Origin of the sequence: Bradyrhizobium macuxiense (assembly GCF_007993935.1) — a bacterium.
Lineage (GTDB): Bacteria > Pseudomonadota > Alphaproteobacteria > Rhizobiales > Xanthobacteraceae > Bradyrhizobium > Bradyrhizobium macuxiense_A.
Map to the genome: position 1 here is coordinate 712,668 of NZ_VITY01000002.1, position 26,196 is coordinate 738,863.

A 26,196-nucleotide genomic window follows, 5' to 3' on the forward strand; every position below is an offset into this window, starting at 1 on the left:
AGACATGCCGGCATTGATCGATCTGATCCGGGCAGGCCGCAGGGTTGAACGGCATAACCCATGGCCGCGCATCAGCGTGGAGAGCGGCACCTGGCGCTCCGCCACCGGCGCCCTTGCGGATGGCAGCCTGAGCTTGCTCGGACTGTGGGGCGAGCCGTCGCGCGTGCATATGGCGCTCTTTGACAACAGCGCATCCAATATTGGTGTGATCAGTCTGGACTGCCCCGATCGCCGCTATCCTTCCGTCGCCGCCCGCCATCGCCCGGCGCTTCGACTGGAGCGCACCATCCACGACCTGTTCGGACTCGTGGCCATCGAGACGCCGGACAGCCGCCCCTGGCTCGATCATGGTCGCTGGCAAATGCAAGCACCGCTGGGCGAACGTCTCGATGCAGCACCCGATCCAGCGCCTTATCCGTTCCTTCCGGCCGAAGGTGACAGCTTGCACCAGATTGCGGTCGGCCCCGTGCACGCCGGCATCATCGAACCCGGACATTTCCGCTTCACCGCAAGCGGCGAGACCGTGGTTCGCCTCGAGCAGCGGCTCGGCTACACCCATAAGGGCGTCGAAGGGTTGATGGCGGGAAGCACCGTCGAGCAGGCCGCGCGGCTCGCCGGCCGGGTGTCCGGCGACAGCACGGTTGGCTATGGACTGGCGTTCGCGCAAGCCGTCGAGGCCGCGATGCAGATTGCCGTGCCGCCCCGCGCGCTCCTGCTGCGCGCGCTGATGGCCGAGCTCGAGCGGCTGGCCAATCATCTCGGCGACATCGGCGCGATCTGCAACGACGCGTCCTTCGCGCTGATGCACGCGCATTGCGGCGTGCTGCGCGAGCGCGTGCTGCGCGCGGCCGACGCGGCCTTCGGCCACCGCCTGATGCGCGACATCGTCGTTCCCGGCGGCCTGGCGCGCGACATCGCCAGCGAAGGACCTGCGGCAATCCGGGCCGCGCTCGAGCAGATCCGCCGGCATTTTCCGTCGCTGGTCGAGCTCTATGACAACACGGCATCGTTGCAGGACCGAACCGTCGGCACCGGCATCGTCACCGCGGCACTCGCGCGTCAATTCGCCGCCGGCGGCTATGTCGGACGTGCCAGCGGCCGCAGCTATGACGCCCGCCGCAGCCCCGGCTATCACCCTTATGACGGCCTGCGCTTCGATGTGCCTGTTCTCAGCGACGGCGACGTGAACGCCCGCGTCTGGATCCGGATCCGCGAGGTTGAGCAGAGCCTGTCGCTGGCAGGTCAGATCCTCGATGCACTCGAGGCCGGCCCAATCAAGGTGCCGCTGCAGATTGCGCCGGAGCCCTGCGAAGGTATCGCGCTCGTCGAGGGTTTCCGGGGCGACATCCTGGCATGGCTGCGCCTGAGCGATGGCCGGATCGAGCGATGTCATCTGCGCGACCCGTCATGGTTTCAATGGCCGCTGCTCGAGGCGGCCATCGAAGCCAACATCGTGGCGGACTTCCCGCTGTGCAACAAGTCGTTCAACTGCTCCTATTCAGGGCACGACCTCTGAGGACCGGACGCGATGCGCAAACTTCTGCTTCAGAGTCTGTTTCGCCAGCCATTGACCGAGCAGGCGCCGCGTCCGGACGACGCCGCGATCGCGGAGCTCGCGGCCACGGTCGGCCGCACGGCAAGGCGTCGCCTCGGCCGCAGCCTGTCGATCCGCGAGGTCGATGCCGGCTCGTGCAACGGATGCGAGCTGGAAATTCACGCGCTGAGCAATCCGTATTATGACGTCGAGCGATTTGGAATCCGGTTTGTCGCGTCACCCCGTCACGCCGACGTCCTGCTCGTCACGGGTCCGGTGACGAAGAACATGCGCGAGGCCCTTGAACGGACCTACAATGCAACTCCCGATCCGAAATGGGTTGTCGCGGCGGGCGATTGCGCCAGGGACGGCGGATGCTTTGCCGGCGGCTACGCGGTGGTAGGCGGGGTTTCCGCAATCGTCCCGGTCGATCTCCACATTCCGGGATGTCCTCCACCTCCGATGACGATCCTGCGTGGTCTTCTCAGCTTGCTCGACGAGGTGGACTCCGGCGGCGCGGCTCGGTGAGGGATGAGTAAGCCGCTTGCGCTCGCGCCATTGGGCGATGATCGCTAGCCGCTGTCGCGCAACACCAGCTCGAAGCCGAGATCGATGCGGCGCTCGCCGTCGCGCTCCAGCGTCAGTGTCGCCGCGGTGCGGCCGATCGCGTCACCATGCACGCTGATCGTGCTCAATGTCGGCGAGATCAGCCGGGCCATTTCGAGATCGCCGAGGCCGATCACCGCGACCGGCTGCGCCGATGCGGGCCCGTCGCGCAATAGCCCGGCCTTGCGTAGCCCGGACATGAAGCCGATCGCATGCGCGTCATTGGCGGCGAACACGGCGTCGACATCAGGCAGGCGTGCGTGCGCCGCCACGCTGCCTGAGTCCTTGCGGTCCAGGATCAACCGGCGCGGCTCGGCGAGACCGTTTGCCAGCGCCTCGTCCCTGAAGCCGAACCAGCGGCGCGTGCCGCGCGGATCGTCGCCGCCGATGAAGGCGAGCTGCTTGCGCCCCTGCGCAACCAGATGCTTCGCGACGGCAACGCCGGCCTTGTAATTGTCGAAGCCCGCGACCGCGTCGATCGGGTTTGCCGGCAGATCCCAGGTCTCGACGATCGGGATCCGCGCGTTGCGCAGCAGGCGGCTGCCCTCCTCCGTTGCCGGCGAACCGACCATGATGATCGCCTCCGGCCGCCGCGACAGCAGCGCTGCCAGCATGCGGTCCTCGCGCGCCGCGTCGTAGCGCGACTGCGCCAGGATCACGGAGAAGCCGAGCGGCTCGAGCTTGTCGGACAGGCCCTGCACGGTATCGGCAAAGATCGAGTTGGCGATGGTCGGCACCAGCACGCCGACCGAATTGGTCCGCGCGCTCGCCAGCGCGCCTGCCACGAGGTTCGGGATATAGCCGAGGTCGCGCATCGCCTGCTCGACCCGCGCCCGGGTCTCCGGGGCGACCAGGTCGGGCATCCGCACCACCCGGCTCACCGTGATCGAGGAGACGCCGGCGCGCTTGGCCACCTCTGAAAGGGTGGGCGCGGCACCGGTCGGGCCAGTCCCGGGGTCGGTCACTTCGGAGCTCATGGCCCGACCCTGCACGATTCCGGATTGCCAAGCCATGATGTTAGCGCTAGCATCGCCTCATGTTAGCGCTAACATTAAACCAAAAGGGAGAAACGGTATGATTTCGGACGAACATGCCCAGGCTTACAAGCGCGACGGGGTGATCGTGGTCCCCGAGGTGCTCAACCAGGAGACCCTGGGGAAGGTGCGCACAGTGCTCGCAGAGCTGGTGGCTGGCGCCGCCAGTGTGACCGAGCACACCGATGTCTACGACCTCGAACCGGGCCATACGCCGGAGACCCCGCGCGTCCGCCGCATCAAGGCGCCGCACAAGGTGCACCCGATCTTCGACGAGATCGTCCGCAGCCCCGCCGTGATCTCGATCCTGACCAGACTGATCGGCCCCGGTCTTCGCCTGCACGGCTCCAAGCTGAACATGAAGTCGGCGCAATACGGCTCGCCGGTCGAGTGGCATCAGGACTGGGCGTTCTATCCGCACACCAATGACGACATCCTCGCGATCGGCGTGCTGCTCGACGACTGCGATATCGAGAACGGCCCGATGCTGGTGACGCCGGGCACGCACACCGGCGCCACGATGTGGGATCATCATGGCGAGGATGGCTGCTTCGCGGGCTTGATCGATCCGGACCAGATCCAGGACGACATCAAGCGCGCGGTGCCCTGCATGGGTAAAGCCGGCAGCATGTCGTTCCATCACGTCCGCGCGCTGCACGGCTCGGCGACCAACACATCGAACCGGCCGCGCAACCTGCTGCTCTATGAGGTCGCCGCCAGCGATGCCTGGCCGCTGATGGGCGTCAAGGACTTCGACGAGTTCAACAGCCGCCTGCTGGCGGGTCCGCCGGTGGTCGCACCGCGGCTGACCGACGTGCCGGTGCGGATGCCGCTGCCGCCGGCCAAACGGCAGGGATCGATCTACGAGACCCAGTCGGCGTCGAAGAAATCCTACTTTACGCGCGCGGCCTGAAGACTACGAAAATGCCCGCGGCCAAGCCGCGGGCATTGCTGCTTTCAACACATAAAAACAGACACAATGGGGAAACGAATGACCAAGATGGCAGATGGCGCCAGCAAATCGCGCCTGCGTGTGATTCTTGCGGCCAGCATCGGCTCCGCGCTCGAATGGTACGACTTCTTCCTCTACGGCACCGCGGCCGCGCTGGTGTTCGGCGAGCTGTTCTTTCCAAAGAGCGATCCGGTGGTCGGCACGCTATTGTCGTTCCTGACCTTCGGCGTCGGCTTCGTGGTGCGGCCGTTCGGCGGCCTGTTGTTCGGCATCCTCGGCGATCGCTATGGCCGCAAGCCGGTGCTGGTCGCAACGCTTTTGATGATCGGCATCGGCACCACCGCGATCGGCTTGCTGCCGACCTATGCGCAGATCGGCATCTGGGCGCCGGTGCTGCTGGTCGCGATGCGCGTCATCCAGGGCCTTGGCGCCGGCGCGGAATATGGCGGCGCGGTGATCTATCTGGTCGAGAACGCGCCGCCGAAGCATCGCGGCTTCTGGGGCGGCTTCGCACCGCTCGGCGTCTCCGTCGGCAATCTGCTCGCCGCCGCCGCTTTCGCGCTGGTGACGATGCTGCCGCGCGATCAGCTGATGAGCTGGGGCTGGCGCCTGCCCTTCCTGGCAAGCTTCCTCTTGATCGTGGTCGGCATCTTCGTTCGCATGCGCATCACCGAGACGCCGGTTTACACCGATGCGGTAGTCGCGCGCGGCAAGGTCGAGAGCAATCCGGCGATGGAGGCGTTGCGCCAGCACCCGCGCAACTTCTTCGTGGTGCTCGGCGCCCGGATGGCCGAGAACGGCCTCGGCTATTTCTTTCCGGTGTTTGGCCTGAGCTACGTCATCACCACGCTCGGCGTGCCCAAGGCGGAGGCGCTCAGCGCATTGATGCTGGCATTCACGGTCGAGCTGTTCGCGATCCTCGGCTTTGCCGCCCTGTCGGACCGGATCGGACGCCGGCCGGTCTACATGTTCGGCGCGCTGGCCGGCGTCGCGCTCGCCTTCCCGTTCTTCTGGATGGTCGGCACCAAGCAATGGGTCATGATCGCGCTCGCGTTCATCCTGGCACGCGCGGTGGTGACGGCGGCGATGTTCGGGCCGCAGGCGGCGTACTTCGCCGAGCTGTTCCCACCGCAGCGCCGCTTCGCCGGTTTCGCCTTCGCCCGTGAACTCGGCTCGCTGCTGTCGGGCGGCCCGGCCCCATTCGTCGCCACCGCGCTGGTGGCAGCTTACGGCACCTGGTGGCCGGTCGCCTGCTACGCGATGTTCCTGTCGGCCTGCACGGTGATTGCGATCTGGATCGGGCCGGAGACCTACCAGGAGAACATCGCCGCCGACGCGAGCGAACAGGCCGAGCTGCCCACGGCGATTCCGGCGCGGGCCTGAACGGTGGCGCAGCAACTGCGGGTCCTGCAGTCGCTCTGGGCGATGGAGCGGCGGCTCGCCGATGAGGACGAATGGCCGCTGCAAACCCAGCTCGCGATGATCCGCGATGCCGGGTTTGACGGCGCAGGCGTGCGCTTCATCGATCCTGCCTTCGCGCGCGAGGTGACGAGCTTCCTTGGCGCGCACGGCATGATCTGGCAGGCGCAATGCTATCCGAAGCGCGTCGACGATCTGAAGCCGGTGCTCGAGCTCGTGGCGCAGCTCGGCGCCGATCATATCAACCTGCAACCTGACGTCCGGCCGCGCCGGCTCGCCGAGTGCATTCCCCTGCTCGAAGGTTGGCGGCGGCTTGCCACTGACGCCGGCGTTGCCGTGCATGTCGAGACCCATCGCGACCGCATGACGACCGACCTGATCTTCATGCTCGATTTGCTCGATTGCTTTCCCGATCTGCAGCTGACCGCCGATCTCTCACATTATTTGGTCGGCCGCGAATTCGCCTGGCCGGTCGACGACGTCAACCACGCGATGATCCACCGCATCCTCGACCATGCCTGGGGCATCCACGGCCGCATCGCGAGCCGCGAGCAGGTGCAGATCTCGCTGGGCTTCCCGCAGCACCAGGGTTGGGTGTCGCTGTTCACAGACTGGTGGGAATACGGCATCCGTTCATGGCGCAAGCGCGCGGGGCCCGATGCGACCTTGACCTTCCTGTGCGAGCTTGGGCCCCCGCCGTATGCCATCACCGGGCCCGACGGCAGGGAATTGTCCGACCGCTGGGACGACGCGCTGGTCATGAAGGACATGATCCGCGCGCTGTGGGACCGCATCGCGAACGAGCCGCAAGGCACGCTCCCGCGTTGATTCAAACAGGTGGCAGCGGCATTCTGAATTGAGAAGCAGTTCAGATCGACGCGAGCACCCGTGCGCAACCACCAACCAGCCGGCTCACTTCGACGCCTCACACGCATCGCCATCCCGGCAATTGCCGCCTTGGTCTGCACGAAGGCGATCACGGCGGAACTGACGCTTGATGTCGCCGCCATGCGGCGCGTCGCGACGATCGATCTGCGTTTCGAGTCCTACAACATCGAGATGGTCGAGGTGACCGGCGGGCGGTTCTGGAAGCCTTATGCGGCCGGCGCAGGCACGGGCGCAAGCTCGGAACGGTTCGCAGCGCGCGCACCAATCGATCTGCGCGATGGCCGGCTGCGAAAACTCGCCGCAGCACTCGCTCCGGCCTTCCTTCGCGTCAGCGGAACCTGGGCCAACAGCACCTTCTTTGCGGATTCCGACGCGCCGCCAAGCGCACCGCCGGCCGGCTTCAGCGGCGTCCTGACACGGCAACAATGGCTAGATGTGATCGACTTCTCGCACGCCGTCGATGCCCCCATCGTCACGTCCTTTGCGATCAGCGCCGGCGCGCGTGATGCAGCGGGGCAATGGAGCTCCGAACAGGCCCGGCAGCTTCTTTCGTTCACGCGATCGGCCGACGGCCACATCGCGGCAGCCGAGTTCATGAACGAGCCCGACCTGCCAGCCATCGGCGGCGCGCCTGACCATTACGATGCCGCGGCCTACGGCCGGGACTTTGCCGCGTTCCGTGCATTCATGAAGGACACGGCATCCGACGTGACGATCCTCGGCCCAGGCACGATCGGCACCGGCGCCGATGCAAGAGCGCGGTTCGCCGTATCGGCAGCAGGCGTCGACGTTGTCTCCTACCATCACTACGGCGCGCTCTCGGCGCGATGCGGCGGCGATCGTACGGCGAGGCAGGCTTTGTCGGACGAATGGCTGGCGCGAACCGGCAGGACATTCGCCGTCTACAAGGCGCTGCGCGACCGGCTTGCACCGGGCAAGCCGATCTGGCTGACCGAGACCGCGGAGACCGCATGCGGCGGCAACCGCTGGGCCGCAACCCTCGCCGATACGTTCCGCTACCTCGACCAGCTCGGGCGGCTGGCGAAGGCCGGCGTTCAGGTTGTCATGCACAATACGCTTGCCGCCAGCGACTACGGGCTGCTCGACGAGCGGACCCATCTGCCGCGGCCGAACTACTGGGCCGCGCTACTGTGGCGACGGTTGATGGGAACCACCGTGCTCGATGCCGGCATCTCAGGGCACCCCGGTTTCCATGTCTATGCGCATTGCGCGCGCGACAAGTCCGATGCAATCACCCTGCTCGTCATCAACAATGATCGGCGGACGCAACGCAAGCTGACGCTGGCAGCCGCCGCGCAACGCTACACCCTGGCGAGCGCAAAGCCCGCCGACGGCACCGTTCAGCTCAATGGCAGCACGCTCGCGCTCGGGGCTTCCGATCAGATTCCCGCTCTGACGGGAGACGCAGTCGCGGCAGGAGCGATCGTCTTTGCTCCCGCAACGATCACGTTCCTGACCATTGCCAACGCCGGCAACGCCAATTGCCGCTAGCGAAGCGACGTCGCCTTACGCCGCGTCGCGGCTGTCCTCGGACGAGACTGCCGGCCGCACCAGATGGCCGAGCATGATCGCGGTCATCAACCGCTCCATCTCAAGCCATGCGGTGACATGCGACATGGTCGGCCGGCCGCCGAGCGCGAACTGATTGACGTCGTCGACCGCCGTCAATCCGCGCGGATAGAATTCGCGGAAGATCACCCGTTCGGCGAGGCCATCGACCAGGCGGAAGTTCAGCGTCTTCGACAGTTCGCTGAGGGCTTCGCCGACCAGGCGCTTGTTGCGTGAACCGAGCGTGGAGAGACGATTGCGCAGCACCACCCACTCGAACGCCGGCTGATCGTTTGCGCTGCGCTGGCGCCGCGCCTCCTCCACCATCTTGGAATAGTGGCTGATGCCGGTCACCTTGAAATCGTTCGGATCGACGGTGCCGAGCACGTCGAAATCGATGAAGCTGTCGTTCAGCGGCGTGATCAGCGTGTTCGCCAGCGAATGCGTGAACGTCGTCAGGTAGGTGTCATGGCCGGGACAGTCGATGACGACGAAGTCATGCGATCGGCCGAGCCGTTCGACGATCTCGGCGAGTGCGCTACGGCCGAGCGTCTCGACCTCGCTGCTCCTGCCGTTCACCGTCTCGAAGCACATATGCGCCGGTACGCCGAGTTCCAGCGAGGTTTCCCGCGCCCAGTCACGCCGGTTCTCGACGTAATGCGTCAGCGACTTCTGCTTGTTGTCGAGATCAATGGTGGCGACACGCTGACCCGCCTTGATCAGTGCGACGGCGACGTGCATGGCAATCGTCGACTTGCCAGAGCCACCCTTATTGTTTCCGACAACAATTACTCGTGCGTTTGTCATGGGATGCCATACCGGACGCTTGAGTGAGAGCCAGGACGAAACGAAATTTAATGAATGATTGAAGTCTCCCTGATTCGACGAATCTCGACAAGAGTCGCTGCAACATTGTCGTGATCAAGATCAAGAAGCTGCGACATCATTGTCACAGCTTCCTGCAGTACGTATCGCGAACGCAGCTTGCGTCCTGGGACTCCCATCCCCTGTGCTAGCGCCCCTGAAACACGGCGGCGCGACGCTCCACGAACGACTTGATGCCCTCGGCCGCGTCTGACGTGTTGAGCACGCGTTCGCGGATTTGCGGGATGATCGCGATTGCTGCTTGCTCGCCGGCTTCGATGAACTTGCGGCCCGCCTCTTTCGTCACCTGGATTCCGAGCGGCGCGTTGCGCGCAATGATCTCGGCAAGCGCCATCGCACGCTCGATCTGCTGACCGGCCGGCACGACTTCCTGCACGAGACCGATCCGATGCGCTTCCGCCGCGGAGAACTCGTCGCACAGAAGCAGGTGATACATCGCATCACCCCACCCGGCACGGCTGATGTAGCGGAAATGCGCGCCGGCGAGCGGCGCGATGCCGCGCTTGGCTTCCATCTGGCAGAAACGGCTGTCGTCCGCGGCAACCACGATATCGCCGGCCAGCATCATCTCGATGCCGACCGTGAACACGATGCCCTGCACCGCCGTGATGATCGGCTTCCGGCACCGCTTCGACAATCCAAAGGGATCGACGTTGCCTTCCGGCAGCGGCTTGCGGCTCGCCGTTGGGCCGAAGAATTTGGGCATGTCGAGACCCGCGGTGAAGCTGCCGCCGGCGGCACAGAGCACGCCGACCCAGAGGCCGTCATCATTGTCGAGCAGCGTCAGCGCGTCGGACAGCTCGGCCATCATCTCCGGGCTGAAGGCGTTCTTCTTCGCGGGATTGTCGATGATGATCTTCAGGATGCGGTCATGCCGCTCGTGGCGGACCCGCCCTTCGCTCGCGCTGCCGGACATCTGCTCCTCCCTGCTTTGTGACTGAATATTTTCTGAATGATAGTTGTCATCCAGATGCATGATGGTCATAATCCAGAGCGAGAGTCAAACAGGGGCACTCTGAGATGGGCCATTCCCAGGCCGACAAGGCCAGGAGCCGCGAGCGGATCCTGAACGAGGCCGCGATGCAGATCCGCGACAAGGGGCTGGACGCCCTCAGCATCGGCGGCCTGATGCAGCAGGTGAAGCTGACCCATGGCGGCTTCTACGGGCACTTCGCCTCGCGTTCCGACCTGATCGCCGCGGCGCTGGAGCAGGCGCTAACCGCAGGCGAAGCGTCGGCGCACGCAGCGCGCGATCCCGACAAGCCGGTCAGCATCAACGCACTGGTACGAAGCTATCTCAGCCGCACCCATCGCGACCAGCCCAAGTCGGGCTGCGCGATCGGCGCGCTGATCTCCGATGTCGGCCGCGCCGACGAACAATGCCGCGCGGTGATGGAGCCGCACATCGAATCCTTCATCGCCAAGGTCGCCGAGACGTTCGGCGATGATGATGACAGCAGCGCAATCGTCGCTGTCAGCGCAATGGTCGGCGCGCTCGCGATCTCGCGCGTCATCACCGATCCGAAGCGATCCGACGCCATTCTGCGCACGGTGCGCGAGCGCATCATCGCGATGGCGTCGGACGAATGATTGCGCCCGCACCCCGGGTACCTTGTTTGTTTGAGCATGATCTTTTCGGAAAACCGGTTTCCACTTTTCCGGATCATGCTCTTGATGGAGCGAGCCATGAACGACCGATCCACCCTTGAGCCGACGGCTGTGCAGGGCAGCGTGCTGATATCAGGCGTCGGCGCATCCAACGGGCTCGGCGCCGCGATCGCGCGCCGCTTTGCGGCCGGCGGCTATCCCGTCGCGATCGCCGGGCGCAACGCCGAGAAGCTCGCAGCAACCGCAGCCGAACTCGCCGCCGATGGCGCCATTGTCAGCCATGTCGTTGGTGATGTGTCCATCGCCGCGGACGTTGCCCGCTTCGTCGAGGCTGCGCAAAAGCTCGCGCCGCTGGCGATGGCCGTACACAATGCCGGCTCCAACCGGCCGGCGCCGTTTCTCAAGGTCAGCGAACAGCGTTTCGAGGAGCACTGGCGCGAACACGCGCTCGGCGGCTTCCAGCTGGCACAGGCCGCGATCCCCGCTCTGCTTGCGCGCGGCGGCGGCACGCTGGTGTTCACCGGCGCCAGCGGCTCGCTGCGTGGCAAGGCCAACTACTCGCCCTTCGCCGCCGCCAAGGCGGCGCTGCGCGCGCTGGCCCAGAGCGTGGCGCGGGAGTTCGGGCCGCAGGGCATCCATGTCGGCCATGTCGTGGTCGACGGCGGCATCGGCGGCGATCGCCTGCTGAGCATGCGCCCGCAATTGAAGGATGAGCGCGGGCCGGATGGCCTGCTCAACATCGCGGCAATCGCCGAGGCCTATTGGGTGCTGCATCACCAGCATCGCAGCGCCTGGACGCTGGAGCTCGACCTGCGGCCGTGGGCGGAGCAGTTCTGAGCACCCAGGGCGGCACGCCTTCACCCGGGAAAATCGATTGCGATCGGCGCAAATCTTGTCAGGCTATGCGACAAGGTCCGTCGAGATCGCAACCTGTCCCGGGAGAAGGCCATGCCGCAGCCCACGCCGATCCTGCATCATTTCGATCAGTCGCCGTTCTCCGAGAAGATCCGCATCATCTTCGGATTCAAGAAGCTGGCCTGGGACTCGGTGCGGATTTCCCGGATCATGCCGCGGCCGGACCTGATGCCGATGACCGGGGGTTATCGCCGTACCCCGACGATGCAGATCGGCGCGGACATCTATTGTGACACCCAGATCATCATCCGCGAGCTGGAGCGGCGCTATCCGACGCCGACGCTGTTTCCTGCAGGCAATGCCGGGATGCCCTGGGCGCTCGGCATGTGGACCGACCGGCCGTTCTTCCAAAGCACGGTCAACCTGGTGTTCGGCTTTATCGGCGACAAGGTCCCGCAGGATTTCATCGCGGATCGCGAGAAGCTGCGCGGCGGCAAGTTCGACATCGCCGCCATGACCGCGGCGCTGCCGCAGATGCGCGACCAGTTCCGCGCCAACGTCGACTGGATCGAGGCGCAACTCGGCGACAACAGGCCGTGGCTGTTCGGCGAGTTCGGCCTCGCCGATGTCAGCGCCTACATGAACGTGTGGTACGCACGGCAAAGCCTCGCGGCGATGGACGAAATGATGAAGCCTTTTCCACGCACCGCGGCGTGGGAGGAGCGCATCCGCGCCATCGGCCACGGCACGCGCACCGAGATGTCGTCAGCCGACGCGCTCGAGATCGCGGCGAAGGCGCAGCCGGAGTCGCCGGTGTTCGGCGACCCCACGGATCCGAACGGTCGCAAGCCCGGCGACATCGTCAGTGTGATGCCGGATGACTACGGCAAGATCCCGGTCCGCGGCGAGATCGTCTCGCTGTCGGCACAGCACATCGCGATCCGCCGGTCCGACGAACGCGTCGGCGAGGTGGTGGTGCATTTCCCGCGCGCCGGCTTCCTGGTCGTCCCGGGCTGATCGCGCCCGGCCCGGCGGCCGGCTCCGCTCCCGCAACTCGGAAACGCTGCGTTTCGCGGCCTGACCTTGTCGGGCCGCGAACAGGTAATACCTCCATCGCATCTCCAACCGAAGGCTCCACAGCGCAGGCTTGCGGACATCTCAGCAAGCACCAAGACCTCTCGGCCTGCGTGCGATGGGTGGCCCGTGGCGGATGCTCCGCCACGCCGACAACTGGACTATGTGATGACGACCTCTCTCGAATTCGGGCTCGATACGTTCGGCGACGTCACCAAGGACGCCGCCGGCGCGCCGCTGCCCCACGCCCAGGTGATCCGCAACGTCGTCGACGAGGCGGTGCTGGCCGATCAGCTCGGGATCGATTTCATCGGGCTCGGCGAGCATCACCGGGCCGACTTTGCGATCTCCAGCCCCGAGACCGTGCTGGCGGCAATCGCTGCACGCACCCAGAACATCCGCCTCGGCTCCGCGGTGACCGTGCTGAGCTCGGACGATCCGATCCGGGTGTTCCAGCGCTTCGCGACGGTGGACGCGGTCTCGAACGGCCGCGCCGAGGTGATCCTCGGCCGCGGCTCGTTCACCGAGTCGTTCCCGCTGTTCGGCTTCGACCTCAGGCAATACAACGAGCTGTTCGAGGAGAAGCTCGACCTGTTCGCCGAGCTCCTGAAGCAAGAGCCGGTGACCTGGGAGGGCAAGCTGCGGCCGCCGCTCAAGGGCCAGTCGGTCTATCCGCCGGTCGAGCACGGCCGGCTGAAGACCTGGATCGGCGTCGGCGGCAGCCCCGAATCGGTGGTGCGGGCAGCGCATTACGACCTGCCGCTGATGCTCGCCATCATCGGCGGCGATCCCAAGCGCTTTGCGCCCTATGTCGATTTGCACCAACGCGCCTACCAGCAGTTCGGCCGGACGCCGCAGCCGATCGGCGTGCATTCGCCGGGCTACGTCGCTGAGACCGACGCGCAAGCCCGCGAAGAGCTGTGGCCGGACTACAAGGTCATGCGCGACCGGATCGGCAAGGAGCGCGGCTGGCCGCCGATGAGCCGCGACGAGTTCGTCGCCGAGGCCGAGCACGGCTCGCTCTATGTCGGCGCGCCGGAAACCGTCGCCCGCAAGATCGCGGCGACCGTGAAGGCGCTCGGCACCGCGCGCTTCCAGCTGAAATATTCGGCCGGCCCGCTGCCGCATGAGAAGCTGATGAAGAGCATCGAGCTCTACGGCACCAAGGTGGTGCCGATGGTGCGCGACATGCTCGCCGCCTGACGCACGCGAGCGGTCCGTACAAAGCAAAACCCCCGGCGTTTTGGCGCCGGGGGCTCTGTTAGATCTCAGTCAGATCAACCGGATCACCAGTTGCGCTGGACTTTGAGCATCATGGTCACCGTGTTCTGATCCTTGAGCTCGTACAGGGCAAGCGGCTTGCCGACTGCTGCGCCGCTGTTGGGAAGACGGTGCCGCCGTAGATGGTGTTGGCGCCAGCCGAACCACTGAGGTCCTGCATGTTGCAGCACGTCGCAAGCGGATTGCTCCGGTTGACCTCATATTGCGTTTGCACGAGATTGTTGCTGGACGGCCGGAAACGGCCGCGCTAGCGCCCATGATAATCTCTCGTATCCTCCAGAAGCTTTCCCGTGAGTGGCAATCAGAACAATTTCCTCGCTCGGGCGCTGCAACAAGGCGCATCCGCGTTGCGGGCGCGGCAGTTTGCTCAGGCAGAGCAGATCGCGACAAGCATCCTGAAATCAAACCGCAAGGACAGACACGCGGCGCTCCTCCTGGCGCACGCCCTGATGGGGCAGAAGCGGGAAGTCGAGGCGATTGCACCGCTCGAGCGGGTTGCGCGCCGCGGCGACGATGGCGAGGTCGAGACCTTGCTTGGCGCATTGTTGTGCGGTGCGGGGCGGGCCACGGACGGCTTGGCACAGCTTCGGCGCACGGTTGCACGCCGCCCGCCATATCTCCCTTCATTTCAGGAACTCGCCGGGCAGCTTGCCAAGGCCGGTCAATACGACGAGGCGATCAGCACGGTCGAAGCCGGCCTCGCGCTTGCCCCGGGCAGCATCGATCTGAAGCTCGATCTCGGGCGGCTGTTGCATGACACCAGTGACTTCGCGCGGGCTGCGAGCGTCCTGACAGCCGCGCGCGATGCTGCGCCGGGACGCCTCGACGTTCTCAATCAACTCGGGCGGGTCCTGGTCCTTCATGGCGACTACGCCGCGGCCGCGGATGCGTTCCGCCGCGTGCTCGCCCAGTACCCCGATGATCGCTCGACCCGCGCCTACCTCGCCACATCCTTGTTCGAACAAGGAGAGCGCGACGCTGCCGAGGCGGCGCTACGCTCCATCATTCGTGGTCAGCCCCAGCTATTGGGGCGTGCGGCATTCGTCATGGCCGCGGCATCTCATGGTCGCTTCTTTTTCTCCCAACGGGACGTTGCAAAATTCCTCGGTGGGAAGTGAGGCCGGGCGCATTGGACGAAATCTCGTCGAGTCTCACGCCCTGAAGTTTCTCCGGTAGAGGTTGGGCTGCCGTCTCAGCTCACTCCGGAATTGGCCGACGCGCTTGGCTTCTTCCGCGGTGAAGGAGGATGTGTGCGCAGTCCAGTCGTCTCGTTTGACCGGAATGCATTGCGCGACGGGAGTTCCCTTGGGGAGGACACCTCTGAAACTCCTGTCGTGCCAGTATGCCGGGAAGTGCACCCAATTGTCGGTATAGAGGTCGGAATTGACTAGGCCGCTGAGGGTGGTGAACGGCAGGTCGAAGCGATTGACCGGATGCGTGAAGTAAACCGCGTAGCCTTCGGGCGCTTCGACGGTCCACAGATTGTGGAATTTGAGAAAGAAGCGGCCCTCTTCAAACAGCGGCGTGCCGACGACCTGACCCGGGTCGTGAAATCCGATCGGCGAACGCGGGAATTCGGGCGAGCCTCCCGGCGGCAGCTCGTGGTCCCAGGTGATTTCGCCGTCCTCGACCTTGATGTCGCAGATCAGTGGCAGCAGGAACCCGCAGGTCATCGCGTCCACGAATGGCGGGCAGCGCTTGATGGTGTCCTCTTCGCGCAGGTCGATCGAAGAGAACGCCGTCGCCGGCATCGCCTTGAGCCAGCCGGGCACGCCCTGGGCCGCCGGAATGGGCCGCGGTATCAGCCTCTCAAGCTCCGCCGGGCAGCGGAAATTGAGCGTCAGCTTGTTGGTGGTGGACATTGGGCGCTCCGATTTCCTGACGGCATTTTCGAACCCTGCGATTCCCTTTTGCATAACCCTTCGTCGAGATAGACGGATCAGCTGAACTCTCTCGGCTTAGAGGTCAGGTTTCGCAGGATGATAGGTGAACGGGTCTGCCGCCCATCCTCGGCCATGTCGCTCCAGCCATCCCATCGCCACCAACTTTCGGCACGTCGGATTGACGCGCTGTATGGAGGCTCCCTCCCCGAAGATGTGCTCAGCAAGTTGGCGCTCTGTGAGACCTGGCTGCTCGCGGATTATACGAACTATTTGTTGGGCTACCGTCATGACTCGCCAAACGTCCGCCGTGGACTGGTCTGCGTCAATGACCCAATTATGACGTCGCGCGAAAGAAAATGGCCAGCGAGCGAGTCACCGCCGGGCAAAGCAAAACCCCCGGCATTTCCACCGGGGGCTCTGTTAGATGGCTATCAGATCAACCGGTATTACCAGTTGCGCTGAGCGCGGAGCAGCAGGGTCACAGTATTCTGGTCCTTGAGCTCGTAGAGAGCGGCAGGCTTGCCGATCGCAGCGCTGGGCGCCGACACCGTACCAGCGTACTTCTGATCCAGATGGGTGTAGGTCAGGTCTGCCGTGAAGGTCAGGTTCTTGACCGGAGTCCACTGGGTCTGGGTACCAATCTGCGCGATATTGTAGTCGGGGTTGCAGGTGGTGATCGCGCCGCCCAGAGCATTGAGGGTGGTACGAACCGAGCCGCCGACGCCGCCGACGCCGCAGAGCAGGGTCTTAGCCGTATCGTTGTAGGTGATACCGGCATAAGCACCGTAGATCGAGGTGTTCCAGTAGGGATTCCAGTTGTGCACGTATGCACCGCGGAAGCCCCAGGTCGTGACCAGCTGCTGCCCAGTGTTCACGCCACCGATAGCACCGAACACGCTGTCAGGCGCAACGCCGATACCAACGCTCTGGTACGCGCCCGGCAGACCGGTTCCACCATAAACGGTGTTCGCACCAGCCGAACCAGCGAGGTCCTGGATGTTGTAGCGCGTCGCACCATTGGTGTAGACGCCCTGCACGTTGATGGTGTCGCCAGGTCCGGTCGGAATGTTCTTGATCGACAGAGCCAGCTGACCGGCCCAGCCCCACTTGTCGTCCGGATGACCGGTCAACTCGGTGCCGCCGTAGTAGGCCGCGTGGTTGTCATGCGCCGCGAACGACGCCTGGAACAGACCCCAAGCCTGGTCGACGCGCAGCATCGCGACGAGGTCCGGAGCAATCGTGCCAGCGTAATCGCTGGTGCCGTAAGCGCCACCCGCGAGGATGTTGTTCACGCCAGCCTGGTAGTAGGCAGTCTGGTCCTGAGCCGACAGAGACAGCGACACGCCGTTGCCGAACTGAGCAGTGTAGGTGAACTGGTTCACGCCAGTGATGGTACCGCCGCCGCCGACGAGACCGTCGAAGTTGTTGCCCGGATAGTTGGCCCACGGAGCCGAGAACTGCGAGACCGCCTTACCCATGGTGAAGCCGGCGAACTGGATGAAGGCGTAGTAGACACCAACCGTACCGCCCGCAACCGCACCGGAGTTCGCGTTGTTCGGAGCCTGAACCGCGCCGATCGGGGAGTAAACGGTCGCGCCGTTGCCCTGGCCAGCGTAGGTGTCCGACGTCCAGGAGAACGTCGCATCGAAGAAGGTGCGGACCACGCCGTATTCGGTCGCGGTGCGCGTATCGATGTTCAGGTCTTCACGAGAACGCCAGGTGTAGCCGTTGGTGAAACGGTTGTTCGCACCGCCCGCGCCCGAGGTGTTGCCGGTGTGATCCGAGTTCGAGTTCACAACGACGTCAGCGCGCAGATAGCCGCCCAGCTTGATACAGGTGTCGGTGCCCGGGATGTAGTAGAAGCCGGGACCATACAGGGAGCAGATCTTCACGTACTCGACCGCTTTGGCCTTGACGGGAAGATCGGCCGCCTGAGCTCCGCCGACCGCGACGAGAGCCGCCGCCGAGCCGAGGATAAGGCTCTTAACCATCTTCATGTTAAACCTCCAAGTTGCTCTATCTCAGGGAAGGTTCCGGATCCGCCGGGTAAACACCCTCAGGTTGGTTCCCTTTGTCCCTTAAATCCCCGCTTAGTCGCTTCGCGCCTTCGGACACACCCGCATGAACGCGAGGGACTTAAGCGAACCACCTAGAACGGGACGACCTCGGGATGCCCCCCTCCGTCGCAGTTCCATATGAGACAGAAGGCCCCCGATCACGCAACAAAAGACCGCTCGCCTTGGCGGGAGTTGCGGCTGTTTTCGGGCAAATGTTGCACAAATATCACGGGCATTTGAACTGCGGCAAATCGACAAGTCATTGAAATATAAATAGAATATTTGAGATACCGCTAGCGGGCACAAGTTTGGGCAACACCGGGCGGAACGGTGTGCAAAACGCGTAGTCCTACGGAGAAAGCGAAAATCGGAGCCCGCTTTGGCGGCACTGATTCCGGCTCCGGGCACGATATTTCGGCCCAAAAATACCGGTATCTGAACGACATAGCCCGCCCCAGATACCGTCGAGTCGAGCCTGGAAGGGGGCTTTCCGATGGCTCGGAGCGGGCCGAAGGACGGCGGATAGAGCGCTTCATGTCTGCAGTACCGACACTACATGTCACGGCGATGTCAGCGCACCGGATCAGTCGATTTGTTCTCCGCAGCAGCTGCGCGATGGAATATCTCCACTGCGCGCGTGACGCAGTCACACGGCGCGATGCAGTCGCAAGACTGGCGTCTGACGAGAGCTGGTAAGCGCCGTGAAGCAACGGGGCGTGTGACGCGGCCCACGAAGGCGTTGCCGAGAGTGACGCCGCACTCACTCGTCCAGAATATCCAGCAGGTCGTTGATCCGCTCGAAAGGCGGCTCCTGTGTTCTGTCTGAGTAAAAGACGCGATCGCCGTCGCGTTGGAGCGATCGTGCTCTGGATTTCGGCAGCCTGCCCGGGAGGAACGTCGCTGCGACGGCCTCCGGCCCGACATCGAGCCTCACGATGCCGCGCCGCTTGCAATCGATCCTGAGCCTTGCCGCCGCGAAGAAATCCCGCCCCGCCGGCGGCAGCCTGCCGAAACGGCGCGAGGTCTCTTCCTCCAGATCTTCCAGATCGTCTTCATTCCGGCACCTGGCGACGCGGCCGTAAATTTCTAGGCGCATCGATTCCGACTGCACGTAACTCCGTGGCAGGAGATCCGCGAGCGGAAGGTTGAGGTCGGGCACCCACAGATCGGCGGACCGATCGTTGGTTTTTTCCGAAGCCTGCTTCAGAAGGTGGCTATAGAGCACCGGTCCGAACACCTGCACGTGGCCGGATTGCCGCTCGGACAACAGGTCTCCGGCACCTCTGAGGTCCAGATCACGCTCGCTGATCGCAAAGCCGGCGCCCGGTCTGCTGAACTCCTCCAGAACGGCCAATCGCTTGCCGGATTGCTCCGAGCTCGTTTCGGTCAGCATGTACGCGAAGGCGCGCGTTCCACCGCGTCCAACCCGTCCCCTCAACTGGTGAAGCTGTGCCAGACCAAACTTTTCCGGCCAGCAGACCACGATGGTGTTCGCCCGCGGAATATCGAGACCGCTTTCCACGATGTTGGTCGCCAACAGGACGTCGGCCTCGCCTTCGACGAAGCTCATCATGCGATCGTCAAGTTCATCGGCGGGCAGCTTGCCATGCAGGCAAACGATGCGGAGCTCCGGGGCGACCGCCTGCACCCGCGCCAGCAGCGGATCGAGATCCTGGATGCGCGGACAGATCAGGAAGCTCTGCCCATGGCGTCGCTGCTCGCGCAGCAATGCCGCGGCAATCGCAGCGTCCGAAAGCGGAGCGATCTTGGTCACGACCGGGAGCCGATGCACCGGCGGGGATGCGATCACGCTGAGATCCCTGAATCCCGCAAGACCTGCCGCAAGCGTGCGCGGGATCGGCGTGGCGCTCATCCAGAGCGTATGGACACCCTTCGCCAGACCCGAGAGCTTGGCCTTCTCCGCTGCCCCGAAGTGCTGCTCCTCGTCGACGATGACCAGGCTCAGCCTGGCGAATTTGACGTCCTTCGATGCGATCGCCTGCGTGCCGACCACGACCTTCATCTTGCCGCTTCGCAGGCTCTCCTTCGTCTCCCGCATTTCCTGCGCCGATGTCGCGCGCGACAGGCTTCCCACCTCGATGCCAAGCGGCGCAAACCGCTTGCGAAACGTCGCGACGTGCTGCCTTGCCAGAACGGTGGTCGGCACAACGATGGCAACCTGTTTGCCCGACAGCGCAACGGCCGCCGCCGCGCGCAAGGCGACCTCGGTCTTGCCAAATCCGACATCGCCGCAGACGACGCGGTCCATCGGATGACCCGACGCGAGATCGTCGAGCACGTCCCGGATCGCCTTGGCCTGGTCGACCGTCGTGAAATACGGAAAGCGCGCGACGAACCGCTCATATGCGGGACCCGGAGCGACCAGCCTGGGCGCGCGCCGGCGCCGCCGCTGCGCGATATGTTTGGCAAGCGCCTTGGCGGCGGTCTGGATTTCCTGCTCCGCCTTGGTCCGTCGCGCCCACCATGTGCTGCCATCGGCCCGGTCCAATGTCAGCCTGCCGAGCTCGGCCGCATAGGGCCAGATCAGCGCAAGGTCGGCGGGTGGAACCAGGACGGCATCGTCGCCGGCGAATGCCAGCCTGATCATCTCGCGGGACGATCCCTTCCCCATGTCGAAGGTCTGCAGGCCATCGAGCACGGCGAGGCCGCGCTGCAGATGAACGACGACCGCGCCGCGCTCCGGCACGTCGGGATGATCGAACGCCGCACTCCAGGCTCTGGCCATCGGCTGCGGATGATGGGCCCGGCTGCCGAGCACATCGGTCGCCGTCACCACGACAAGCGGCTTGCGGCCTGAATCGATGAAGCCGGTGTCGAAGTCTGCCAACAGCGCGGCTTCGCCACCCCGCCCCTTCGCCGCCTCGCTCCAGTCGGTGAAGCGCTCCGCCTTGATCCCGCCCATTCGCTCCATCGCGCGCAGGTCGTCTTCCACTGCTGCAACGAGCAGCAGCCGCGATCCGGCGCGCTCGGTGTCGGCGATGAACGCGCGGAGCGCTTTGCGCGACGAGGCGACCTTCGAGAAATCAGGCGTCGGGGTGAACGCCGCCTTGCGCGGCAGCACGCTCATGCGCTTGGTCAGCCGCTTCCAGTCAGCGGGCGCAAAATACTCGCGCTCGGTCTCGCGGCGGCCGGCCGCCTCCTTGATCGTGCTCAGCCAGCTGTCGGCGTGAGCAGACACGCCGGCGTCCGCGATCCAGCGCGCGCGGTCGCAATAGTCCGGCAGCGCCGCGCGCTGCGCCCTTTTGCCTCCCAGCGCGATCCGCTCGGACATCGGATCGATCAGCAGTTCCTGCGTGTCGAAGACGACATCGTGTTCGTCGGGATCGACGCCTGCGATCCTGCGGATCACGCCGCCGGAATGCTCGATTCTGAACGGCCCAAGGGCGCCGGCCGGAAACACTTCGAACGTCATGCCGTGGAACAGAACGCTTCCCGGATAATCCGCCTCTTCGTCGAGATCGTATCCGAGAGCCTCCAGGCGATCCTTGAGATCCTGCTCGGAATAGCGCGCCCCGACCTTCAAGCTGATGCTGAGGCGGCTCCAACTCGCGGGCAGCGGCAACCGCTCCATGACCGCCTCGGCCGTCGACACCAGGAAGACGGGCTTCTTGCTCTTCGCCAGACGCCGCAACACCGAACTGCGCCTGCCGGCGATCTCGCGCGACGGCTCCAGCCCGTCAAACGGCAAGGTATTCAGCCGCGGGAACACCAGCACCTCGAGCGAAGGATCGAGCGAATGCAGCACGCTGCCGAGGCGCTCGGCCCTGTTCTCGCTCTCCGCAAGGAAGACGATGCCGTCGCGGCCGGACTGCTTCCATTGCTCGAGGAGATGCAGCGCCAACATGCCGAGGGGCGAGGAAGATGAGATCCCGGAACGCGCCAATCCCTTGCTGCTCTTCTTCGCGCCAGCAGCAGCGCGAGTCTTCTTAGTCTTCGCCACGTCAAATCCATCGTTATTTCGTGAGAGCGATCACCCGTTGAGGTGGGTCTCGGGGCGACTCAGGGCTTAGCGGCCACCGGCATGGAAACCAAAGCGGCACGGATTTCTAGATCGAAGGCCGATTCCGCCCCGAAATGCCCGCGCGGGCAATCGGGAACAGTCGATTCTTCTATCAAAATCAATGGCTTGCGTGCTGGCTGGGGCGGGAGGGATCGAACCTCCGAATGGCGGAATCAAAATCCGCTGCCTTACCGCTTGGCTACGCCCCAACGCGCCGATTGAAGGCCACGCCGGTCTATAGGGTGAGTCCCGCCATTTCAACAGGGCGGCGATCGAAAAGACACGAAAGCCGAGGGATGACGACGGGCACTCCCATTATAGAGCGCCGCCGCGGTGGCCGAAACAGACTGCGCGATGTCCGTTCGGACAGTTGAGAGCCCGCCGGTTTCATGGGATGACAATTTCCAAACGCCTCGGGAGTAACGCCATGACCTATCGCGCGCCGATCAACGATATTCTCTTGTCCCTCAATCATGGTGCGGGGCTTGCTGCCGCCGTCGAGGCCGGCCACTACGGCGATTTCGACGGCGACATCACCGCCGCGGTGCTGGAAGAAGCCGGCAAGTTCGCCTCCGACGTGCTGGCGCCGCTGAACAAGGTCGGCGACGAGCACGGCATCAAGCTCGACAATGGCAAGGTGACCACCGCGCCCGGCTGGCCCGACGCCTATCAGCGCTGGACCGCCGCGGGATGGAACGCGGTGTCCGGACCGGAAGCGTTCGGCGGCCAGGGCCTGCCGCTCGCGATCAATGCCGCCTGCACCGAGATTTGGAGCGCATCGAATGTCGCCTTCGGCCTCTGCCCGCTGCTGACGCTGTCCGCGATCGAGGCGCTCGATGCCCATGGCAGCGCCGAGCTGAAGAAGGTCTATCTCGAGAAGCTCGTCACCGGCGAATGGACCGGCACGATGCAGCTCACCGAGCCCAATGCCGGCTCCGACGTCGGCGCGCTGCGCACCCGCGCCGAACGCGCTCCCGACGGCACCTATCGGATCAAGGGCACCAAGATCTTCATCACCTATGGCGAGCACGACATGACCGACAACATCGTGCATTTCGTGCTCGCGCGATTGCCCGATGCCCCTGCCGGCACCAAGGGAATTTCGCTGTTTCTTGTTCCCAAGTTCATGGTCAATGCCGACGGCTCGCTCGGCGCGCGCAACGACATCCATGCGAGCGGCGTCGAGCACAAGCTCGGCATGCACGCCTCGCCGACCTGCACCATGACCATGGGCGACAAGGGCGGCGCGATCGGCTTTTTGATCGGCGAAGAAAACGCGGGCATGCGCTGCATGTTCACGATGATGAACCAGGCCCGGCTCGGCGTCGGACTCGAAGGCGTCGGCATTGCCGACCGCGCCTATCAGCAGGCGCTGGCCTATGCGCAGGAGCGCAAGCAGGGCAAGGCGGTCGGCCACAAGGGCGACGGGATGGATCCGATCATCGTGCATCCCGACGTCAAGCGTATGCTGATGCAGATGCGCAGCATGACGGCGGCGGCGCGCACGATCTGCTACGCCACCGCGGTCGCGCTCGACGTCTCGGTGCGCGCCAAGGATCCCAAGGTCCGCACTGAGGCGGCGGCGCGCGGTGCGCTGCTGACCCCGATCGCGAAAGCGTTCTCAACCGATGTCGGCAACGAGGTCGCCTATCTCGGCGTCCAGGTCCATGGCGGCATGGGCTTCATCGAGGAGACCGGCGCCGCGCAGCATTATCGCGACGCCCGCATCACCTCGATCTATGAGGGCACCAACGGCATCCAGTCGATCGACCTCGTCACCCGCAAGCTCGGCGCCAATGGCGGCGCTTCGGTGTGGGCGCTGCTCGACGAGCTCGCCTCGACCATCAAGCAGGTCGAGACCTCGAACGATCCGGCGTTCGGGACCACCGGCGCCAAGCTGCGCGATGCCCACGCCGCGCTCGAGCGCAGCAGCAAATGGCTGCTCGAGCGGCTGGCCTCCGCACCGAACGATGCGCTGGCCGGCGCAACGCCCTATCTGCGGCTGTTCGGCGCCACGCTCGGCGGCTGCATGCTCGCCGGCGAGGCGCTCGCCGCCAAGGCGAACGGTGAAGCCGAGCCGCAGCGCTACGTCGCACTGGCGCGCTTCTTCGCCGAGAATATCTCCGTGCAGGCGCCGTCGCTCGAGAAGACCGTGACCGAAAGCGCCGAGGCGGTGACCGGCGCGGATGCGGTGCTGGCGGGGTGAGAGCTCCGCAGTCATTGCGATATCGGTAGCGCGCCTGCGTGGCGCGCACGTCGCGCGACATTCACACCTGTCGTCCCTGCGAAAGCAGGGACCCATACTCCGCAGCGGAGATTGTGAACGGCGCTCGTCGTTCCGCCGTCGTACAACAAGCTGCATTTGTGGTTATGGGTCCCTGCTTTCGCAGGGACGACGGTGAGGATGGTTCTCGATTCAAGATGATAAACACGCGGAGTCATCACCCGCGAAAGCGGGTGATCCAGTATTCCAGAGACAGTCGTTATTGAGCCGATGGGCCGCGGCGTACTGGATCGCCCGGTCGAGCCGGGCGATGACAGTGCTGGTGGGGACAGCATCCCATTCTCGCGACATGACCATCCCACCGATTCAATGATCGAGCAACGCGCATCACCTAGTTTCGAAACACGAGGCAGCGCCCGCCGATTGCCTCCAGTCGCGCGCAGAGCTGGTTGGCTCGCTCGCGGGAGGTCTCGGCAACCCGAAGCAGATACCAGGTGGCCGAGCCAGGCCCGGCCATATGCGATCTCAGAACAAGCGGCGCGCGATCGCCGAGCACGGATGCAAACCGCTTCTGCAATTGCTGGTAGTCCGCGAGCACCCTTGATTGCGATGGGCCGCCGGCCAATTGAAGTCCCCAAGGTCCCCACGCAACTTGCTGTGCAACTGTCGCGGATTCCTTCGGACTCGCAGGCAATGCCCTGACGAGCATGCCGCGCACGATGTCGCCGCAGGCCATGGCGGCATCCGTGTGGACGCGATCCTCGAGCGAACCCTGCGCCCATTCCTCGGCCGACTTGCCGGTGATGATCCTGACATAGGCGCGCGTTTCGCCCGGCAGGTTGCCGCGTCCCGCCAGCCAATCCTGAACACGCTGTGGACCGCCATTGTAGGCGGCCGCCGCGAGGCCAAGATTGCCGAACTGCGCGCGCAGCTCGCGGAGCCAGCGTGCGGATTCCTGCAACGCGGGTAACGGCTCGAACGGGTCAGCCAGACCGCGCCAGCGTGCGGTGCCGGGCATGAATTGGGCGATGCCCTGGGCACCAGCCGGGCTGACTGAGCCGGGATCGAAATTGCTCTCCTGCCAGATCAGCCGGACGAAGAAATCCGGCGGCAAACCGTTCTCCAGTGCGGCCTGCTCCAGCGCCTTGCAGTATTGCTGCGGCCCGTCGAGCTTCGGGTCCGGTTGCGTTGGCGGCGGAGATGGAGAGGATGCGGATTGACGCTCCGATGCCGATCGATCGGGCTCCGCGTTGTTCTCTCCGATGTTCGGCTTCGGGTGAGCTGCTTCCGCTCGCGCCGGCTCGGCGTGTTGCGCGGCCGGCGTCACCGCCGGATTGCCGGCCGGTTCGGCACCTGCGACGCGAAAGAGCAGCAGAACACAGGCCGAGGCGATGGCCGTTCGTGGAAATCGATGAATCCGCCGCGGCCCGGAACTCGACTGCATGAAGCGATCATCAAAACAGAGACTGTGTCCGCCCGGATCATACCATCGGCGCCGCTCGACGGGCAGAGAATCTGGATGGGATCCGCGCCTCCGTCGCGCGGATGCGGCCGCCTAGTGGTCGGACAGGCTGCCGACGATCGATGCGCGGCGGGACAGCTCGATCCAGTTGCCGTCGGGATCGAGGATCATGGAAATCCGCGCGACCTCGCCGAGCGTCACCGGCGCGAGGCCCTCGCGCACGCCCTTGGCGCGCAGTTCCTGATGCACGGCGTCGATGTCGGCGACCTGCAACGTGATGTAGCGCCAGCCCCGCGCCTGCCGAGTTTGATCGACGCTCGCGGCGCGATCTTCCCTGAGCAGGATCAGGCTGTCGCCGAGGCGAAAGGCCGGGCCGCCCGACCATGATTGCTCGGCGAAGCCGAGGATGTCGCCGTAGAATCTGCGGTGCGCGGCGAGGTCGCGCACCGCCATCGCGACCGCGATCTGGGTGATGCCGTCATGTCCGGGTGCGACCAGGCAAACGCTGTTGCCGTCGGGATCGGCCATGCGCTGCGGCGCCGTAACGCCCTCTCGGGCAATGATCAGCTCGCGATAGCCGCTCGGTGCCGCATCCGGCAGCGGCTCGACATGATGGTTGAGCTTGATCACTGAGCCATACGCGTCGTGCCGATACTGCTTCTGCCCGCGCCGGATCGGCAGCACATGATCGAAGCGGAGCCCGGCATCCTGCTGCCAGAAATGCAGCATCGGCTCGAGATTGTTCGTCGAGAGGCCGATGTCGATCACATTCTTCGCGAGTTGCATTTGCCTGCCGCCCTCACACATATTCTCCGCAACGGACCCGACTAGCTATGCGAGGATC

20 protein-coding genes and 1 tRNA gene are annotated in these 26,196 nt (G+C 64.8%); 12 read left to right on the forward strand and 9 right to left on the reverse strand.

What is annotated here, in order from left to right:
* Window positions 1-4 precede the first annotated feature (4 nt).
* Window positions 5-1,516 carry an NADH-quinone oxidoreductase subunit C gene (locus FBZ93_RS07355; RefSeq protein WP_146985258.1) on the forward strand — a complete coding sequence of 504 codons (1,512 nt, stop codon included), beginning with the start codon at window positions 5-7 and terminating at the stop codon, window positions 1,514-1,516.
* A gap of 12 nt (window positions 1,517-1,528) precedes the next feature.
* Window positions 1,529-2,062, forward strand: a complete 534-nt coding sequence (locus FBZ93_RS07360; protein ID WP_146985259.1) for an NADH-quinone oxidoreductase subunit B family protein — start codon at window positions 1,529-1,531, stop codon at window positions 2,060-2,062.
* Window positions 2,063-2,106: 44 nt separating this feature from the next.
* Here the strand turns inward: FBZ93_RS07360 and FBZ93_RS07365 are convergent, their stop codons facing one another.
* On the reverse strand, window positions 2,107-3,117 hold the full coding sequence (locus FBZ93_RS07365; protein ID WP_167528950.1) for a LacI family DNA-binding transcriptional regulator: 1,011 nt from the start codon (window positions 3,115-3,117) through the stop codon (window positions 2,107-2,109).
* A gap of 97 nt (window positions 3,118-3,214) precedes the next feature.
* Here FBZ93_RS07365 and FBZ93_RS07370 point away from each other — a divergent pair, with 97 nt between their 5' ends.
* The 4 genes from FBZ93_RS07370 (at window position 3,215) to FBZ93_RS07385 (ending at window position 7,945) form a co-directional block, all read left to right on the forward strand.
* The gene (locus FBZ93_RS07370) at window positions 3,215-4,087 is read left to right on the forward strand and encodes a phytanoyl-CoA dioxygenase family protein (RefSeq protein ID WP_146985261.1); all 873 of its coding nucleotides are present in this window, start codon (window positions 3,215-3,217) and stop codon (window positions 4,085-4,087) included.
* A 78-nt stretch (window positions 4,088-4,165) separates the two neighbouring features.
* Entirely contained in the window at window positions 4,166-5,509 is a 1,344-nt protein-coding gene (locus tag FBZ93_RS07375) for an MFS transporter (protein WP_146985262.1), read from the forward strand.
* 3 nt (window positions 5,510-5,512) lie between these two features.
* Complete coding sequence (locus tag FBZ93_RS07380; RefSeq protein ID WP_146985263.1) at window positions 5,513-6,373, forward strand: sugar phosphate isomerase/epimerase family protein; 861 nt, start codon at window positions 5,513-5,515, stop codon at window positions 6,371-6,373.
* Between the two features lie 129 nt (window positions 6,374-6,502).
* The gene (locus tag FBZ93_RS07385) at window positions 6,503-7,945 is read left to right on the forward strand and encodes a hypothetical protein (RefSeq protein WP_246667386.1); all 1,443 of its coding nucleotides are present in this window, start codon (window positions 6,503-6,505) and stop codon (window positions 7,943-7,945) included.
* A 15-nt stretch (window positions 7,946-7,960) separates the two neighbouring features.
* On the opposite strand, the gene FBZ93_RS07390 is transcribed toward FBZ93_RS07385, so the two are convergent.
* Both FBZ93_RS07390 and FBZ93_RS07395 read right to left on the reverse strand, forming a co-directional pair.
* Window positions 7,961-8,743, reverse strand: a complete 783-nt coding sequence (locus FBZ93_RS07390; protein ID WP_246667387.1) for a division plane positioning ATPase MipZ — start codon at window positions 8,741-8,743, stop codon at window positions 7,961-7,963.
* 271 nt (window positions 8,744-9,014) lie between these two features.
* Window positions 9,015-9,803 (reverse strand): crotonase/enoyl-CoA hydratase family protein, encoded by a 789-nt coding sequence (locus FBZ93_RS07395; protein ID WP_146985266.1) that lies wholly within the window; start codon window positions 9,801-9,803, stop codon window positions 9,015-9,017.
* A gap of 104 nt (window positions 9,804-9,907) precedes the next feature.
* On the opposite strand from FBZ93_RS07395, the gene FBZ93_RS07400 reads away from it, so the two are divergent.
* The 5 genes from FBZ93_RS07400 (at window position 9,908) to FBZ93_RS07420 (ending at window position 14,823) form a co-directional block, all read left to right on the forward strand.
* Window positions 9,908-10,477 carry a TetR/AcrR family transcriptional regulator gene (locus FBZ93_RS07400; protein WP_146985267.1) on the forward strand — a complete coding sequence of 190 codons (570 nt, stop codon included), beginning with the start codon at window positions 9,908-9,910 and terminating at the stop codon, window positions 10,475-10,477.
* A 96-nt stretch (window positions 10,478-10,573) separates the two neighbouring features.
* Entirely contained in the window at window positions 10,574-11,332 is a 759-nt protein-coding gene (locus FBZ93_RS07405; RefSeq protein WP_146985268.1) for an SDR family NAD(P)-dependent oxidoreductase, read from the forward strand.
* Between the two features lie 111 nt (window positions 11,333-11,443).
* Window positions 11,444-12,367, forward strand: coding sequence for a glutathione S-transferase family protein (locus FBZ93_RS07410; protein WP_146985269.1), 924 nt, complete (start codon window positions 11,444-11,446; stop codon window positions 12,365-12,367).
* Window positions 12,368-12,592: 225 nt separating this feature from the next.
* Window positions 12,593-13,627: an LLM class flavin-dependent oxidoreductase gene (locus FBZ93_RS07415; protein ID WP_146985270.1), complete on the forward strand. Its 1,035-nt coding sequence runs from the start codon at window positions 12,593-12,595 to the stop codon at window positions 13,625-13,627.
* Between the two features lie 368 nt (window positions 13,628-13,995).
* On the forward strand, window positions 13,996-14,823 hold the full coding sequence (locus tag FBZ93_RS07420; RefSeq protein ID WP_167528951.1) for a tetratricopeptide repeat protein: 828 nt from the start codon (window positions 13,996-13,998) through the stop codon (window positions 14,821-14,823).
* 33 nt (window positions 14,824-14,856) lie between these two features.
* On the opposite strand, the gene FBZ93_RS07425 is transcribed toward FBZ93_RS07420, so the two are convergent.
* The 4 genes from FBZ93_RS07425 to FBZ93_RS07440 all read right to left on the reverse strand — a co-directional run bounded on the left by FBZ93_RS07425 (window position 14,857) and on the right by FBZ93_RS07440 (window position 21,875).
* A complete protein-coding gene (locus FBZ93_RS07425) occupies window positions 14,857-15,567 on the reverse strand; it encodes a hypothetical protein (RefSeq protein WP_146985271.1) in 711 nt (236 codons plus the stop codon).
* Window positions 15,568-16,034: 467 nt separating this feature from the next.
* Window positions 16,035-17,585 carry a porin gene (locus tag FBZ93_RS07430; protein WP_146985272.1) on the reverse strand — a complete coding sequence of 517 codons (1,551 nt, stop codon included), beginning with the start codon at window positions 17,583-17,585 and terminating at the stop codon, window positions 16,035-16,037.
* Window positions 17,586-18,405: 820 nt separating this feature from the next.
* Entirely contained in the window at window positions 18,406-21,510 is a 3,105-nt protein-coding gene (locus tag FBZ93_RS07435; protein WP_146985383.1) for a helicase-related protein, read from the reverse strand.
* Between the two features lie 290 nt (window positions 21,511-21,800).
* A tRNA-Gln gene (locus FBZ93_RS07440) sits at window positions 21,801-21,875 on the reverse strand.
* A 218-nt stretch (window positions 21,876-22,093) separates the two neighbouring features.
* Here FBZ93_RS07440 and FBZ93_RS07445 point away from each other — a divergent pair.
* Window positions 22,094-23,872, forward strand: a complete 1,779-nt coding sequence (locus FBZ93_RS07445) for an acyl-CoA dehydrogenase (protein WP_146985273.1) — start codon at window positions 22,094-22,096, stop codon at window positions 23,870-23,872.
* Between the two features lie 409 nt (window positions 23,873-24,281).
* On the opposite strand, the gene FBZ93_RS07450 is transcribed toward FBZ93_RS07445, so the two are convergent.
* On the reverse strand, window positions 24,282-25,334 hold the full coding sequence (locus FBZ93_RS07450; protein WP_146985274.1) for a lytic transglycosylase domain-containing protein: 1,053 nt from the start codon (window positions 25,332-25,334) through the stop codon (window positions 24,282-24,284).
* Between the two features lie 111 nt (window positions 25,335-25,445).
* Window positions 25,446-26,138, reverse strand: coding sequence for a VOC family protein (locus FBZ93_RS07455; protein WP_146985275.1), 693 nt, complete (start codon window positions 26,136-26,138; stop codon window positions 25,446-25,448).
* Window positions 26,139-26,196 lie beyond the last annotated feature (58 nt).